We start from the raw sequence: 14774 nt of genomic DNA on the forward strand, positions 1-14774 counted from the left end.
GTTGCTGGGATAACTCCTATCATAACTGCCAAAGATAACTTACCAAATCCTTGATATACTGGAATATTATCTCCAAACTTTCTGGCTTTCTTCTCTAAATAAAGTAGATTCCCAAAGCCTATGGCTAGAGTAGATAAAAGCATAAGTGAAAGTATAAAAAACCTAGTAAAAGTATCTACACCAAATAAAAAGTGTAAAAAGAAAATACTATCGTAAAATAATCCACTCCAGTGTTTATCCATAACTTTTTGTTGATGAATTAATTTTCCATCCACTCCACTTAGTGTTACAAAAGGTTTATTTGAAATACCATTTAAAAATGGCATATATGGATTGTATCCTTCAAATTTTGCTATTGCACTACTATCATTCCAGTTTATGATACTTACTCTTTGAAAATCTATTTGAGGTGCTATATCTTTTGCAATTTTAAGTAACTCATTTATTGGAAGCATTTGCACATTATCATTTTTTAAATCAAGCCTAGGTTCTTGTGGATACAAAATAGGTCCAGTAATATTCCAAATTTTATGTGTATCTCCTTTTGTAGCAATATATGTCATAGGGGCTGAACCACTATAACCAATATTCATCAAAGCACCTGTTAAAGTTATGATAATAAAAGGAGCAAAAGTCCAAATAAAAATCTTTCTATGCCATTTTGAGAATTTACTTGTAGGGGATTTATCACTATTTTTATATTTTATTTTTAATATTAAATAAACTCCTCCCATAACTAAAAACATAACTCCAACAGCCATCAAACCGAAAATAATATATCCTAAATCTTTAAAAGGTCTTCCATAGTGCATAGAGTTCAAAAACCATGCAAGTTCAGATAAATCATCTTCATCCTTAACTTCCAAATATGTATTTGGATTGAAAACTTTTGTATCTACAAAATCTGTGCTTATTCTTAATGCTGAATCTGACATATATCCTGGAAAAGATATTTTGATAGGATTTACTTTTGGATAATCAGGGTCTGCTAAAACTGGGTCTATCATTGTTCCATAATTAATATTTGTAATATCTGCCATTTTAAAATGTCGTGAAGGTTTCTCCCAATTTTCTATATATGGAAGTAGTATTGCAAAAATTCCAAAGAAAACTGCTATATACATAAGTAAAGAGAAGCTTACTCCTACTGTAACATGTACTCTTTGGAGTCTTTGTTTGAAGACTTTTTCATCTTCATGTTTACATGATTGTTCTTTATTCATTTTTATTTTATTCCTTTTTTATGCCCTTTAGATATTTAACTAAAGAGCATAAATAGATATTTTTTAGAATGAGTATTTCATTCCAACAGTGAAGTTTAATGGATCTCCATAAACCATAGAGTTTGCTCCAATACCATCATAATATTTTTTATCAAATAAATTATTCACATTTACTTGAAGATCTAAATTTTTAGTTGCTTTATATCCAGCCATTAAATCAGCAGTTACAAAAGCATCTTGAGTAATTTTAGTTGTACCACTTCCTGTATAAGCTTTACTTTTATAGTTTAAACCAGCACCAAATCTAAAATCATTTAGAGCATATTTTGCCCATAAATTTGCAGTTGTTCTTGAAGAATCTGTATTAAATTTAGCACCTTTTGCATTTTTAGCTTCAAAGTTTGCTAAACCAAAATCTAAATTTAGATTATCTGTAATTTTCCCTGTTGCATTAAACTCAAATCCTTTACTTACAACACCTTTAGCAGATCTATAAGCAGATTCAGTTGTTCCAGGAATTTTAATTTCTGGTTCAATTTTCTCTCCAACACCATCTTGTTCTATTCTAAAAATTGATACTGATGTGTTTAAATTCCCATCAAAATATTCACCTTTGATACCAGCTTCATAACTTTTACCTTCTATAGGATCTAAATATTGGTTATTTACATCTTTATTGCTTTGAGGTTTAAAAATACTCGTATAACTTGCATAAATTGAGTGATTATCATTTATATCATAAATCAACCCTGCATAAGGTGTTATTTCATTATCAAACTCTCTATTTCCTACCCCATTTGCAGCTTTATATTCCCAAGATGAAACTCTAACTCCAGTAACAAGCTTTAAATCTTCCATTAAAGAGAATTTACCTGCTAAATATACAGCTTTTTGAGTAGTCGAATTAAGTGTATTTTTACCTGAAGCAGTCCAATTATTATGAGGATTTGGCACATTAATAACATCTATTGTAACATTTGTAAGATTTGCATTTGCCCAATTAGATTTTGTTACTTTATTTTTATTGTACATTGTTCCTAAAACTATTTCTTGGTCTAGATTAGCTATTTCAAAAGGTATAGAAGCATATAAATCTATATTATTCTCTTTTTCTGTTTTTGTATCTGTATATCTTGAGGGATCTCCCGTTCCAAGTCCTGTATTCTTATTAACTGTTCCGCCAAAATATGCAATTTTTGTATCTGCATCAAAAGTTCTGTTTAATACAGATAAATTAATTGAAATATCATCATAAACATATTGTTTAAAATCTGCAAAATAACTGGTTATTTCATTATCCCAGTATGTCCAATCTCCTGAAACTGTTTTATTTCTTGTATAATCTGTTTTTGTTCCATCACTATAAAATGCTGGTAATCCACCCCATCTTACTCCATCTCTTTGATTTTTTTCATAACTAGCACCTAAAGATAGATATGTAGTATCTGTTAAATCCATATCAACTACACCATAAATAACATCTGTTTGTTTTTTATAATTATCCATATATGATTTTTTATCTTGATGTTTTGCTACTATTCTTGCTCTTACACTTCCATCACTATTTAAAGGAGTTGAAACATCTGCTGAAGCACCATAATTATCCCAAGAACCAGCATTTAAATTTACATTTCCTGTAAATTCTTTACTATTTGCATGTTTTCTTATAAAGTTCATTCCCATTGATGGATTTCCAGCACCTGTCATCAAACCATTTGCACCTTTAATAACTTCAACTCTATCATAAATTATTAAGTCTGGATCTGCTGCATTTCCATTCATTGAGTAAGTTGGTATACCATCAAATAAATAGTAATCAACACTAAATCCTCTTGCTGTTGGATATACCCTTTCATCCCATTTATTTAAAGTAACTCCAGGAGTTTTTGCTAATAAATCTTGAAAAGAAACAATATTTTGATCATCTAATTTTTGTCTTGTAAAAACTAATGAAGTTTGTGGAGTTTCTCTTGGCGATAAATCTAATTTTGTAGCTGTTTTCATACTTTTTGTTGTATATGAATTTGTATTTTCTGTAACACCATAGTAATTACCCCCCCTTTTTTCAGTTACTGAGATTTCATCAAGAACTGTTGTTTGTTGAGCTAAAACTGTTGTACCTAAAGCCATTATCACGCAAAGTGATAGTGGTATCATTCTCTTTCTCATATACTTTCCTTTTATATAATTATAATAACTACTACTGATATGTAATAGTGAAATAGAAGTGTATTAAAAAAAAGTGGCTAAAAAATGTCTTAAATAGTAAAGAGTCTTAAAGAAGACATAATTTAGCCACTTTTTTTTACTAGAATTCCGTTTTTAATTAGAAGTATCAAAATTTATATAATCAAGGTTTTTAATGTATAAGATAATAGATTATTTTTATAATAATTCTCAACTAAATCACACAATATTAGTTTTTTTCCTTGTATTGGGAATATTTGCATATATAAATATTCCTAAAGAGGTTTTTCCAACAACTCAATTAGAAGTGTTAGATATTGAAGGAAGCTATACAGGGGCTAGTGCTGAAAGCCTAAATAACTTTGCTGTAAGTGAGATAGAAAATCAACTAAACTCTATTGCAGGACTTGAAAAAATAACTTCATATATATATTCAGGATTTTTCTCTATCAATATAAAACTTCAAGATGGTGTTGATAAAAATATAAAGTTAAATGAAGTAAAAGATGCTGTAAGTTTAGCAAAGAGATATTTACCTACTGATATGGAAGAACCAAATGTAAGAATAATGGATGAAGAGTGGTCTTTATTATCTATAGCTTTATCATCTTCAAAATATAATCAAACAGAGTTATTAAAAATTGCAGATAATTTAAAAAACTCCTTGATGCAAATAAAACACATAAATAAAGTACGAAATTTTGGAGATGCTGATTTACAAATAGAATTAGTTTTAGATAATAAAAAAATAAATATGTATGGTTTGAATAGTTCTAGTGTTGTTGACGCAATTTCACAACTATCTTATATTTATCCTGTTGGAAATATTGAGCAAGTAGGAAATCATGTTTATTTGAGTGCAAATAATAATAAATTTGATACAAAATTTTGGGAAAATAGTATTTTAAAAATAGATGGTAAAAAAATATACCTTAATGATATTGCAAATATAACTATTGGATATCCAAAAAGAGATACTATTTCAAGGCTTAATGGAGAAAATACTTTAACTTTAAGAGTTTATAAAAATAAAAGTGGTGATAGTATAAAACTTACAAAAGAGATAAAAGAGTTGATAGAAAAGACTCAAAATTCATATGATGATATATCATTAGTTATATCAAGAGATAACTCAAAACAGATAAAAGATAGGCTAAATACGATTTTGGCAAATATAACATTGGGTTTGATTTTAGTTGCTTTTGCTATGTATATTTTGATAAGTCCTAGATTGTCTTTTGTGATTATTTTGGGAATACCTTTTTCTTTTATCATTGGATTATTATTTTTAGAATTTATGGGTTATAGCTTAAATATGATATCTATGATGGCAATGTTGATTGCGTTGGGAATAGTAGTTGATGATGCAATTATTGTAAGTGAAAATATACAAAGGCATATAGATGATGGATATGAACTCAATGAAGCTATTTTAAAAGGTACAAAACAAGTAATAGGTCCAGTTATAATAGCTGGAGTTACAACTGTTTTTGCTTTTTTATCTATGCTATTTATCAGTGGAGAAATGGGACTTTTTATAAAGCTTATACCTATTGTGATTACTTGTTTGATACTTTCATCTATTATAGAATCTTTTTTATTTTTACCACTTCATGCAAAACATTTTTTAAAAGTAAATGAGAAACAATTGGATTGGACAAAAATGTACAATTTTTATGAGAATATTTTGCATAAAGTAATAGAGCATAAAAAAAGTTTTTTAATCATATTTTTTATCACTATTCCTATTATTTCGATTATTCTTATAAAAACAAGTAGATTTCAGCTATTTCCAAATATTGACTCAAATAGTATTGAAATTGCCATTAAACTTGAAAATTCCATTCCTATTTCAATAACCGATAATATTGCTAAAAGATATGAAAAAGTTTTATTAGATAATTCAAAAGAACTTTATATCAAAAATATATCAACTTATGTTGGAGTATATAATGACCTAGCAGGAAATGAAGAAGATATAGAAAATGGATTTATGATTTTGGTAGAACTTGAAGAGTTTAGAGAGGAAAATTTTGTTGAAAACTATATAAATCCTATTTTAAATTTTAGTTTTGATTTTGAAAGGTTGGATAAAGTAAGACTTATTAGCTCAAATGATTCTATGAATATGATTCGAGAATTGATAGAACCTTTAACAAAGCAGGATAATGCTATTGATCACAATATAACATCAGAAAGAATTGGTATTGCCTCAACTGATATAGAGATATTATTAAATACTGCAAATACTTCTTTACTTGTTGAAAGTATTGATAAATTAAAAAAACAATTACAAAATATAAATGGAGTTGAAGATATAGCTGATAATACTATTTTAGGAGAGAGCGAATATAAATATATAGTAAATCCTTATGGAAGATATTTAGGGCTTTCTGATACTCATATAGCAAAAGCTGTTGGAAGTTTCTTTTTGGAGCGAGAACAGGCAAATACTTTTAATGAAGATGGAATTATAAAAATCATAACAAAATCAATAAATAAAGATAGTATTGAAGAGTTAAAAAACTTTTATATTCCTTTGGATAATGATAAATTTGTACAATTAAAAGAAGTTGTTGATTTTAAAATTGAGAGAAATTTTAATGAGATACAAAAAGTAAATGGTCAAATCTATAAAAAAGTTGTTGCAAATGTTCAAAGTGATATTGTAAATGCAACTGAAGTTTTAGACAAACTTCAAGATACTATAAAAGAGATTGAAAATTTAGGAATTAGAGTAAATTTTGGTGGGGAAAAAGAAAAAAGTGACCAAATGGCATTAGATTTAGTAAAAGCTTTTTTAGTATCAATGTTTTTAATATTTATTACTTTACTTATAATTTTTCCTTCTTTTAAAAGTACTTTTGTGATTTTATCTGTTATTCCATTTACTATTTTAGGACCAATTATTGGGCATTTTATAATGGGAATAAATCTAAATTCTCAATCAATGATAGGTATGTTAGGACTTGCTGGAGTTGTTATAAATGATGGAATTATTATGTTGAATTTTTTGCATAAAACTAGAACAAAAAAAGAGTTTTTTGCAAATGCTAAACTTAGAGTTCGTCCTATTTTAATAACTTCAATTACAACAATGCTTGGGCTATTTACTTTAATATTTTTCCCAACAGGAGAATCTATAATGCTTCAACCAATAGCTGTTTCTTTAGGGTTTGGTATTTTGTGGGGAACAGTTTTAAATTTAGTTTATGTTCCTGCCCTTTTTGCAACTTTATATAAAATCAAGGATTAAACAATGACAAAATATATTTTATTAATATTTCCAATATTTTTATTTGCTAACTCATATATGGCAAAAATTGAACCAAAAGATGAATTTAGTATCTATGCAAATGCAAGTGGAGAAATAATTTATCTTGACAAAACAAAAGAGATGAGTGTTGTAAATGAAGTTATAGTGAAAATAGATAGTGTTTTAGATAAAGAGAACTTAAGCCTTTATCAAACTCAACATAAACTTTTGAATGAAAAACTTACAATTTTACAAGATTATTACAACAAATTTAAAACCATAAAAGGTAAAAGTGATTTTGAAAAAGATGAAAAATATATGGAAATAATTGAATTAAAAAATAGTATCAAGAATTTAGAAATTTCAATAGCAAATACAAAAAATAGTATAAATAAAAAAGAGATAAGTTTAAACAATTTATATTTAAAAGAGTTTGTTGTAAACAAGTATGATTATGTAAATATAGGAACTAAAATAGCTACTGTTTATGATATAAGCAAAGCAAAACTTGTAGTTTATTTAAATAGTGAAGACTATAAAGATGTAAAATCAAAAGAGATTTATTTAGATGGCAAAAAATCAAATGCACAGATCAAAAAGCTTGATATTATTCCTGATAAAGTTTTTATTTCAGCATATAAAGCTGAGATAGAAATAGATTCAAAAGATTTTGGTAAAAGTATAACTGTGGAGTTTAAATAATGAAAAGATTTATATTTCCAATATTTTTAACTTCACTACTTTTTGCAAATGAAAAATCAAATGAAGTTTTATTGCCTTTAAAGAATGAGATAAGAGATTTAGAAAAAAAGAGTATAGAAGAGAAAAAAGAGTTAAATAAATATGAATGGTTAAATGATTTGAATATAAATTTGAGTCAAAGTAAAGATAATGAAGATATAACAACAAAAGATTATTCTTTAAATTTAAATCAAAAAATACTAGATTTTGGAGGTATATCTTCTCAAATTGATTATGCAAATAATCTATTTAAAAAAGAGTCTTTAAAAATAAAAATGGATGATTTTGAAGATTTAAATAGTTTGTATAAAAATATTATTGAATTAAAAATAAATAGTATAAATCTTCAACAAAATAGCCTGAATATCAATAATAGTGAAATAGAAGTTGATATAAAAAAATCTCAATATAGAAATGGGCAAAGTGATATTAGTGAATTGAATGATGCTATTATGAAAAGAAACTCTTTAGAAGATTTTAAAATGGAACTAAAACTTAATAATGTAATTTATGAAAACGAGATACAAAAACTAACTTCTTATGAATTTGGAAATATAAATATCCCATCAATATCTTTAATTTCTAAAGATATATTTTTAGAAAATGCTATAAAACAAATTAATGCAAATTTAGATTCTCAATTAAGTAAAAATGAATATAAGAAAACAAAAAGTAAATATCTTCCTTCTTTAAATATAACTGGAAAAGTTGGTTATGAAGATTCATCTTTAAATAAATCCCAAGATTATTACAATTATGGTGCTAGTATAACAATGCCATTAAATTATACTTTTTTAAATGATGTAGAGTATTCAAAATTAATTTATCTACAAAATAAGAAAAAAGAAGAATTATCTTTGATTGAACTTGAGAAAATTTATGATAGTTCATTTGAAACTATAAAACAGTTTGAAAATAGGATAAATTTAGCTACAAAAGATATAGAACTTTATCAAGAACTTTTAGAGTTAAATCAAGAAGAGTTTAATGCTGGATTTAAAGCAAGTGAAGATGTAGATACTTTGAAAAATTCTAAAGAGATAAGAAAGTTAGATATTGAAAAATATAGATTAAATATTCAAAAGGAGATTTTATATTTATATTTTCAAACTATCTAAATAGTGGTTATTCTATACCCAGTTTTTGAAAAATTTTCTAAACAATTTTCTGGAAGATTCTTTCTTAGTTTTCTTACTACTGTTCTTAACGCATCATCACTCATAAAAGAGTCTTGCCAAACAACTGCTTGTATAGTTTCATAAGATACAAAACTACCACTACTTTCACAAAGAAGAGTTAAAAAATCTAACTCTTTATTTGATAATTTTATAATCTCATTGTCTTTGTATAAATCTCTTTTTAAAATATCAAAATAGCAATCTTTAGATAAATATTTTATGTTTCTATCAATATTTTTTAATTTATTTACACAATTACTTAGAACAGGAAATAAAATATCATGAGATATAGGTTTTACTAGATATTTTTCAAGATTTAAATCAATAGCATCTAAAAGATATTCTGTATTTGTGTAAGCACTTAGGACTATTATTTTTGTGTTGATATCTTTTTGTCTTATTTGTCTTATCATCTCTAAACCATTTATTTTAGGCATATTTATATCTGTTATTATAATATCTGGTTTTTTGTATTCAATTATCTTAAAAGCCTCATTTGCCTCTTTTGCTTCATAAACTTCATCAAATAATCTTGATAGATAAGAAATGGCATTTGTTCTGATATTATCTTCATCATCAACAAATAATACTTTAATATTTTTAAAATCATTTTTACTCATGGTGGAATTATACAAGCAAAAAGATAAATTTTAAGAATTGGTATTGTTTGGTTATAATATCAATATGAAAAAAATAATACTTACACTTTTCCTACTATTTATAAATTTATATGGTCATCATCATGGCTCTTTTATAAGAGATTATGTTTCAGAGAATCATGTAGATTTTAAAGATTTACAATATTCAGAATATAGAAATGTTGTTTTGGATGAATTTACAATTAAATTTAAGTTAGATTTGGAACAACTTGGAGATGAAACTTACTATTTAACAGTTATTTCAGATAAAAATAGTTTAGTATATACAAATGTAAAATATGAGATTATCAATAGTATAATTGTTGTTAAATTAGATAAATATCAAAAAGAAGAGATTTTTTTTAAATATAGATATGCTGAACCTAAAATTGCAGATTTTCGTTCTGATTGTATAAGTATTTTTGAATATAAATACCTTTTGCAATATGAGGGGGTTTTATATGGGACTGCTTATGGGATAATATTTTGTGCATTTTTGTATTATTTAATAATATATTTTTCAACAAAAATGAGATGTTTTTTATATTACTCTTTAATGCAATTTTTCCTTTTACTATCTTTGGTTGGTTTTATGTATTTTAGTTATAAGTCATCTGCTCCTATATTTATGTATACATTGGTTGATTTTGCAGAAACTTTGGCATTTTTATTTACTTTTTTATTTGCTCAAGCTATTTTAGAAACAAAAAATAAATTACCATTCTTTCATAAAATATTAAATATCTTTATAGTTTTAAATTTTTTAGATTTAATAGCAATTTTGATATCTAAATATTCAATATTGTATGAATATATGCCTTTTTATATAGGAGTTTTAATCCCTTGTTTAATAGGCTTGATTGCTATTTTTAAAGGAGATAAGAATGCTATTGTTTATACTATTGGTTGGTTTGTTATGTGTGTTATTATATATATCTCACAAAAAGGTTTATTTACAATTAGTGGAATCTATATAATACATATTGGAACACCTTTAGAGTCTTTAATTTTTAGTTTTGCTTTAGGAATTATGTTAAGAAATCTTGCAAAAGAAAAAAATGAAAAAGAGAAACTTTTGATTCATCAAAGTAAACTAGCTTCAATGGGTGAAATGATAAATAATATTGCTCATCAATGGAGACAACCTTTGACTCATCTAGGCTTCATAAATATGAATTTACAATTAGTTTTAGAAGATGAAATAATAGATAGAAAATATATAAAAGATAAACTAAAAGAATCTAGTTATCAGTTAGATTTTATGTCGCAAACTATTGATAATTTCAGAGATTTTTATAAACTAAATAAACAAAAAGAGTTTTTTTATGTAAGCGTTGCTGTACAAAAAGCTATTGATATTATGAAAGTTATTTTAGAAAATAAAAAAATAGTTCTTGATTTTGAGATAAGAAATGATAAAGAGTTAAATGCTTATGAAAATGAGTATTCTCAAGTTGTTTTAAATCTTTTGACAAATGCAAAAGATGTGTTAATAGAAAGAAATATAGAAAATCCAAATATAAAATTAATTGTTGATGTAAAAGATAATATTTCTATTGTATCTGTAATTGATAATGGTGGAGGAATAGAAAAAGATAAAAAAGATTTGATATTTGATCCATATTTTACAACAAAACAAAAAGGTAGTGGAATAGGGCTTTATATGTCAAAAATGATAATTGAACAACATTTTAAAGGGAAATTAATAGTTTACAATATTGAAGATGGAGCAAAATTTGAAATTTTGGTATAAAACTTGATGTTAATCAATGATAATTAATATATATATTATACAATACAAAATATTTTGAAATGGATTTAAAATGAAACTTTTTATAAAAATTATAAAAGATTTTCCAGCTTATCTTTGGAGTGGTTGGGGTTCTATTGCTTCTGTATTTTTATTTTTGGCTCTATGGGATTTTGGACATCAAATTTATGGTAGTTTAGTTTTACCATCACCAAAAGATACTTTTATAGCTTTAAATGAAATCTTACACAATCCTGAAATTGTAGAAAATATTTTTATAACTATAAAAAGAGCTATGATTGGTTTTGGTTTAGCCGTTTTAGTTGGTTCTATTCTTGGGCTATTATCAGGGCTTTTTATAACAGCTTCTATTATGAGCCGTCCAATAGTAACAATACTTTTTGGAATGCCACCAATTGCATGGATTGTTTTAGCTATGATTTGGTTTGGTATGAGTGATATGACTGTCATTTTTACAGTATTTATAGCTTCATTTCCTATTGTTTTTGTTGGAGCATTACAAGGAACAAGAACTATTGAGGGAGATTTGAAACAGATGGTTGATAGTTTTCATTTACCGTTTTCTATGAAACTTTTTGATTTATATTTACCACATGTTTTTTCATATATTTTTCCTGCTTATATATCTGCACTTGGAATGTCGTGGAAAATAGTTGTTATGGCTGAACTTTTGGCTTCTAGTGATGGTTTAGGTTCAAGTTTGGCAATAGCTAGAAGTCAGCTTGATACTCCAACTGCTTTAGCACTTGTGACTATTATGATAGCAAGTTTACTTTTAATAGAGTATATTATTTTAGAACCGATAAAAAGGGAGCTTGAATCATGGAGAGATTAGAAGTAAAAAATGTAAATTTCTCTTTTGGATTTAAAGAGATTTTAGAAGATATAAATTTTGTTCTTGAAAAAGGAAAAGTTATATCTATTGTTGGACCTAGTGGTGGTGGAAAAACTACACTTTTGCATTTATGCTCAAAAATTTTGAGAGTTGAAGATGGAGAGATAAGAAATAGTTTTCATAGTTCATCTTTTGCTTTTCAAGAACCTAGATTATTACCTTGGAAAAATGTAATAGATAATATTGCTTTGGGATTGTTGGCAAAAAAAGAGAGAAAAGATATTGCTATAAAAAAAGCTCAAGAGATAGCTTTAAAATTTGGCTTAGAAATAGATGATTTTACAAAATTCCCAAAAGATTTAAGCGGAGGTATGAAACAAAGAGTCTCTTTTGCTAGAGCTTTGGTTGTAAATCCTAGTTTATTGTTTTTAGATGAACCATTTTCTGCACTTGATATTGGGCTTAAAAAAGAACTTCAAAATATTTTAATTGAAACTATAAATAAAGAAAATTTGAGTGTATTGTTTATAACTCACGATTTGATGGAGGCTATAAAATTAAGTGATGAGATAATAGTTTTAAAAGCAGAACCTGTTGGACATATAGCTAAAAAGTTTAGTATTGATATATCAAGAGATAAAAGAGATGATGAGTTTGTTTACAATGAAACAGCAAAATTTTTAAAAGATAAGATAATAATTGATAGTTTTGAATTGGAGTTAAGATGAATCACTATGAAATATATCCTAAAGGAGATTTTCCTATATATTTAGCCTATGGTTTTAGACCTATATTTTTACTTCTTGCTCCATATATTGTATTTTCTATTATTTTATGGTCTTTTGTTTTTGCTGGATATATAAGTTTGCCTATTAATAATCTTTTAGAGTGGCATATTTATGAGATGATTTTTGGTGTTGGAAGTGCTATGATAGTAGCATTTTTTTTAACTGGATTACCAGAATTATTTCATGGAGTTATACCAATCGTTGGAAGAAAATTGGCATATATTGTTATTTTATGGGTTTTGGGTCGAGTTGGATTTTGGTTTATAGATTTTGTAACAGTTTATATTGTAGGATTTTTAAATATTTCATTATTAGTTTATATCTCATATCTTGCTACGATTCCAGCATTTAAAGACCCAAATAAAAAACATATATCTTTAGTTTTTTCTATGGCTTCAATTGTTATCGTTCAAATAGTTTATTTTTTAAGTGTTGCTGGAATTGTAAATATTAGTTCTTATAAAATATTACTTTTATCTTTGGGTCTTTTTTTAGTTTTAATATTGTTGGCTTTACGGCGAATAAGTATGGAGTCTATAAATGAACTTTTGGAAAAACAGCAAATAGATGAAATATTTTTAGCAAAATCATATAGATACAATTTAGCAATATTTTGCATAATTTTATATAGTTTTATAGAGTTCTTTTATCCAAATAACTCTACTTTAGCTTATATTTGTTTTGCTTGTACAGCTTCTATATTGGCTTTATTAAATGATTTTGTATTGAAGGATAATAATATATTATTAAAACCATTTGTTTTATATATAGTTTCCACTATTGTAATGACGGCAGTTGGATTTTTGTTTTTAGGATTTAATTATCTATTTGAATTAAATGTTTTAAATCATTTCAGGCACTTTTTAACTACTGGAACTTTTGGAATGGTATTTTATGTTGTGATGATAATAGTTTCTACGATTCATACAGGTAGAACAATATTTACAAATTGGGCTTTGACTTTGGGGCTTATCTTGATAATTTTGGCTACATTTATAAGAGCATTTATCCCTTATTATTATGAATATATGATATTAGCATATATTGTATCTTCTATACTTTGGGCTATACCGTTTATCATATATATGAAAATATTTTTCCCATTTTTACTAAGTGCTAGAGCAGATGGAATAAAAGGTTGAATTAAATTTAAAGGAGTTTTTATGAAAAATATAGTTGTTTTACTTTTTCTTTTGTTTAATATTTCATTGGCAAAAGATGAAACAAAGATTGTTGTAGCTGGACCAATAGCGAGTGTTTCTCATCCATTTTTTTATATGATAGAAAATGATGTATTAAAGGACTTAAATAAAAAAGTAGAGTTTAGACTTTGGAATAATCCAGATGAATTAAGAGCATTGATTTTAAAAGGTGATGTTGATTTTATAGCTCTTCCTACAAATGTTGCAGCAAACTTACACAATAAAGGAGTTGATTTAAAACTTTTAAATGTATCTGTTTGGGGAATTTTGCAAATGGTAAGTAGAGATAGTAGTTTAAAAACTATTGAAGATTTTAAAGGTAAAAAAATAGTTGTTCCATTTCGTGCTGATATGCCAGATATTGTTTTTCAAGCAGTTATCAAAAAAGCTGGACTTGATATAAAAAAAGATTTTGATATACAATATGTAGCAACTCCAATAGATGCTATGCAAATGTTAATTTTAAGAAGAGTTGATCATGCACTTTTGGCTGAACCTGCCGTTTCTATTGCTTTGAGAAAATCTGGTTCTTTCCCTATGAAAGTTATTGCTCCTGATTTATATAGAAGTATTAGTTTACAAGATGAATGGGGAAGATTGTTTCAAACTGAAGCAAAAATCCCACAAGCTGGGATTGCAGTTATTGGAAAAAGTGATGATAAAAAAGAGTTAATAGATAGATTCTTACTTGAATATGATAAAGCTTTGAATTGGTATAAATCAAATAAAGAAGAAGCTAGTAAATTGGTAGTTAAATCATTGCCAATGTTGGAAGAACAAGGATTGGCTGATTCTATATCACATATTGTTTTTGATAATAAAATGGCAATTGACTCACAAAAAGAGTTAGAATTTTTCTTTGAAGTTTTAAAAGATAATGATGCCAAATTAATTGGTGGAAAAATTCCAGATAAAAGTTTATATTATAAATAAATCATAAGTTTTATTGATTTTA

Annotated in this window: 11 protein-coding genes; 8 read left to right on the forward strand and 3 right to left on the reverse strand. The window is 26.1% G+C overall.

All coding sequences use genetic code 11. The features are described 5' to 3' along the window. Positions 1-1223: PepSY-associated TM helix domain-containing protein (locus CRU91_RS01890; RefSeq protein ID WP_113892837.1), on the reverse strand; the 1223-nt coding region annotated here is incomplete at its 3' end. Positions 1224-1286: 63 nt separating this feature from the next. After that, positions 1287-3392 (reverse strand): TonB-dependent siderophore receptor, encoded by a 2106-nt coding sequence (locus tag CRU91_RS01895; RefSeq protein ID WP_113892839.1) that lies wholly within the window; start codon positions 3390-3392, stop codon positions 1287-1289. Between the two features lie 193 nt (positions 3393-3585). On the opposite strand from CRU91_RS01895, the gene CRU91_RS01900 reads away from it, so the two are divergent. From CRU91_RS01900 to CRU91_RS01910, 3 genes are read left to right on the forward strand one after another with little or no spacing between them, the layout of a single operon-like run. Beyond that, the gene (locus tag CRU91_RS01900; RefSeq protein ID WP_113892841.1) at positions 3586-6666 is read left to right on the forward strand and encodes an efflux RND transporter permease subunit; all 3081 of its coding nucleotides are present in this window, start codon (positions 3586-3588) and stop codon (positions 6664-6666) included. A 3-nt stretch (positions 6667-6669) separates the two neighbouring features. Then, positions 6670-7368 (forward strand): efflux RND transporter periplasmic adaptor subunit, encoded by a 699-nt coding sequence (locus CRU91_RS01905; protein ID WP_113892843.1) that lies wholly within the window; start codon positions 6670-6672, stop codon positions 7366-7368. After that, positions 7368-8525 carry a TolC family protein gene (locus CRU91_RS01910; protein ID WP_113892845.1) on the forward strand — a complete coding sequence of 386 codons (1158 nt, stop codon included), beginning with the start codon at positions 7368-7370 and terminating at the stop codon, positions 8523-8525. Before CRU91_RS01905 ends, CRU91_RS01910 begins: the two co-directional genes overlap by 1 nt. Here CRU91_RS01910 and CRU91_RS01915 read toward each other — a convergent pair. Continuing rightward, positions 8522-9205 carry a response regulator transcription factor gene (locus CRU91_RS01915; RefSeq protein ID WP_113892847.1) on the reverse strand — a complete coding sequence of 228 codons (684 nt, stop codon included), beginning with the start codon at positions 9203-9205 and terminating at the stop codon, positions 8522-8524. The two genes, CRU91_RS01910 and CRU91_RS01915, sit on opposite strands and share 4 nt — an antisense overlap. A gap of 64 nt (positions 9206-9269) precedes the next feature. On the opposite strand from CRU91_RS01915, the gene CRU91_RS01920 reads away from it, so the two are divergent. The 5 genes from CRU91_RS01920 to CRU91_RS01940 all read left to right on the forward strand — a co-directional run bounded on the left by CRU91_RS01920 (position 9270) and on the right by CRU91_RS01940 (position 14752). Further along, positions 9270-10976, forward strand: coding sequence for a sensor histidine kinase (locus tag CRU91_RS01920; RefSeq protein ID WP_113893174.1), 1707 nt, complete (start codon positions 9270-9272; stop codon positions 10974-10976). A gap of 70 nt (positions 10977-11046) precedes the next feature. Beyond that, the gene (locus CRU91_RS01925; RefSeq protein ID WP_113892849.1) at positions 11047-11829 is read left to right on the forward strand and encodes an ABC transporter permease; all 783 of its coding nucleotides are present in this window, start codon (positions 11047-11049) and stop codon (positions 11827-11829) included. Further along, positions 11817-12557, forward strand: a complete 741-nt coding sequence (locus CRU91_RS01930; RefSeq protein WP_113892851.1) for an ABC transporter ATP-binding protein — start codon at positions 11817-11819, stop codon at positions 12555-12557. The genes CRU91_RS01925 and CRU91_RS01930 overlap by 13 nt, the downstream gene beginning before the upstream one ends. Then, on the forward strand, positions 12554-13759 hold the full coding sequence (locus CRU91_RS01935) for an NnrS family protein (protein WP_113892853.1): 1206 nt from the start codon (positions 12554-12556) through the stop codon (positions 13757-13759). Before CRU91_RS01930 ends, CRU91_RS01935 begins: the two co-directional genes overlap by 4 nt. A gap of 21 nt (positions 13760-13780) precedes the next feature. Beyond that, positions 13781-14752 (forward strand): ABC transporter substrate-binding protein, encoded by a 972-nt coding sequence (locus tag CRU91_RS01940; protein WP_113892855.1) that lies wholly within the window; start codon positions 13781-13783, stop codon positions 14750-14752. Positions 14753-14774: the final 22 nt, after the last annotated feature.

Source organism: Aliarcobacter vitoriensis, assembly GCF_003316695.1.
Lineage (GTDB): Bacteria > Campylobacterota > Campylobacteria > Campylobacterales > Arcobacteraceae > Aliarcobacter > Aliarcobacter vitoriensis.